This is a genomic window from Kribbella orskensis, from assembly GCF_004342085.1.
In the GTDB taxonomy this organism is placed as follows: Bacteria; Actinomycetota; Actinomycetes; order Propionibacteriales; family Kribbellaceae; genus Kribbella; species Kribbella orskensis.
This window is the reverse complement of record NZ_SLWM01000064.1, coordinates 1-2,291: the sequence shown is the minus strand read 5'-3', so window position 1 is coordinate 2,291 and position 2,291 is coordinate 1. Positions and strand designations below refer to the sequence as shown.

The 2,291-nt window shown below is 70.5% G+C and carries 2 protein-coding genes; one reads left to right on the top strand and one right to left on the bottom strand.

Annotated elements, in window-relative coordinates:
- Nucleotides 1-850, top strand: an 850-nt coding sequence (locus EV644_RS44280) for an acetate--CoA ligase family protein (protein ID WP_199240402.1), incomplete at its 5' end; no start/stop codon positions are given.
- A 67-nt stretch (nt 851-917) separates the two neighbouring features.
- On the opposite strand, the gene EV644_RS44275 is transcribed toward EV644_RS44280, so the two are convergent.
- Nucleotides 918-2,291 (bottom strand): cation-translocating P-type ATPase (locus tag EV644_RS44275; RefSeq protein WP_132197851.1); only part of this gene is annotated, 1,374 nt, incomplete at its 5' end.

Below are 2,291 nucleotides of genomic sequence, written 5' to 3'. Positions count from 1 at the left end.
GGATGGCTCCGCGCTGCCGGTGTTTCCCTTCCCGGAGACAGCTGTCCGGGCGCTGGGCCACGCGATGCGGTACTCCGAGTGGCGCACTCGTCCCCAGGGAATCGTCCCGGAGATCTCCGGAGTCGACTTCGACGGCGCACGGGCGATCGTCCGGCACTTCCTGGCTCGGCAGAGTGACGGCGGTTGGCTCGACGCGAAGCACGCCGAGCAACTCATGCGGTGTGCGGGGATAGCAGTGGTGCCGGCCGTGGCCGCCGCCGGCCTCGAAGCGGTGCTGGCTGCCGGCGAGCGAGTCGGCTACCCGTTGGTCCTGAAGACCGCCGCACCCGGTGTCGTGCACAAGACGGATGTCGGCGGGGTCCGGATCGGCATCCCGGACGCGAAGGAGCTCGAGCAGGCCTATCGCGAGATCACGGTGGCCGTAGGCGATACCCACATGATTGTGCAGGCCATGGCGGCTCCCGGTGTGGAGCTGGTGGCGGGTCTGGTCCGCGATCACCTTTTCGGTCCCGTTCTGATGACCGGCAGTGGCGGAGTTCTCACCGATCTGCTCGCCGATCGCCGCTGGCGCGGCCTTCCTCTGACGGACCTGGACGCGGGGGAGATGGTTCGTTCGCTGCGGTGTGCCCCGTTGCTCGCCGGCTATCGCGGGGCCGCCCCGGCCGACGAATCCGCGGTACTGGATGTCCTGCACCGGATCGCCTGGCTGGCCGAATCCGTCGCCGAGATCGCAGAGCTCGACATCAATCCGCTGATCGCCGCGCCTACCGGAGCTTTCGCCGTCGACGTCAAGCTCCACCTCACCCCCGCGACCGCCGAGCCGGACTGGTACTCCCGCCACCTTCGCTGACCCGCAGCAGGAGCAAGCCCCCAGGTGTTCCGACGGTGGAACACCCGGGGGTTGCTGTGCGGTGTGGTCAGGCGCGCCGGTGCCACAGACGCCGCAGGATGACTGCTGCTCCCGGGATCACGGCGAGGGCGGCGGCGAGTGCGAGCTGGCCGGGGCTCACGGGTTCGAGGCTGAGGAGTTCGCGCAGCGGAGTGATGGCCAGCGGGCCGAGCTGGGCGAGGATGGCGCCGAGCACGGCGACGTCGAGGAACCGCAGCCGGCGCGCGCCCGGTCGGCCGGGACGCCGGAGCGCAATCGCGACGCCGAGCTGGGACAGGCCGAGGACGAGGTAGGTCATCGTCTGCCAAGGTGCGCCGATGCTCCTGGCCCACAGGGCCGCGCCGATGGTGACGACGGCGATCAGCGATCCGGTCCACGCGATCCGCTGCCACAGGCCTGCGCCGAGGACGTGCTCGTCGGTCGAGCGGGGACCTCTGCGCATCGCGAGCGGATCGGCCGGTTCGGCGCCGAGGGCAACGCCTGGCAGGCCGTGCGTGAGCATGTTGATCCAGAGGATCTGAGCCGGCAGCAGCGGGAGCGCGAGACCGAAGAACGGACCTAGCAACATCACCAGGACCTCGGCGAGACCTCCGCTGAGGGCGTATCTCAGGAAGGTCCGCACGTTGGAGTAGATCCGGCGTCCTTCCTCGATGGCGACGACGACGGTCCCCAGATCGTCGTCGGTGAGGATCAGGTCGGCCGCCTGGCGGGCCACCTCGGTGCCGTCCTTGCCCATCGCGACGCCGATGTCGGCGCGCCGCAGTGCGGGTCCGTCGTTGACGCCGTCGCCGGTCATCGCGACCACGTGCCCGTCCGCCTGCCAGGACTTGACGATGTCGAGCTTCTGCTGCGGCCTGATCCGGGCGAAGACCCGGGCGCCGGCGACTGCCGCGGGATCGAGCCCGGCGTCGATGTCGGAGCCGGTGATGACGGAACTGCTGTCCAGACCGATCCGGTCCGCCACCGCCTGCGCGGTACCGGGTGCGTCGCCGGTGATCAGCAGCAGGTCGACCCCTGCCGCGCCGAACGAGGCGACCACGTCGGCGGCGTTGTGGCGCACCGGATCGGTGAGCGCGACGAGGCCCACGAGGTGCAGGCCCGCCTCGATCAGCTCCGGGTGGGTGCCACCCGGGATGATGCGATCGGCGACCGCCAGAACGCGATACCCCTGGCGCGCCAGGACCGAAGCGACCTCTCGCGCCCGCGCGATCTCGCCGTACGGGGTGACCTCGGCTTCGAGCAGGACCTCGGGCGCGCCCTTGCTGACCACGAGGATCTGATCGTCGCCAGGCATCCGGTGGAGGGTCGTCATGCGTTTGCGGACACTGTCGAAAGGCGCCTCGGCGCTGCGTGGGTAGGCGGACCGCAGGCTCTCGGCGGACACGCCCGCCCGGCCTGCCAG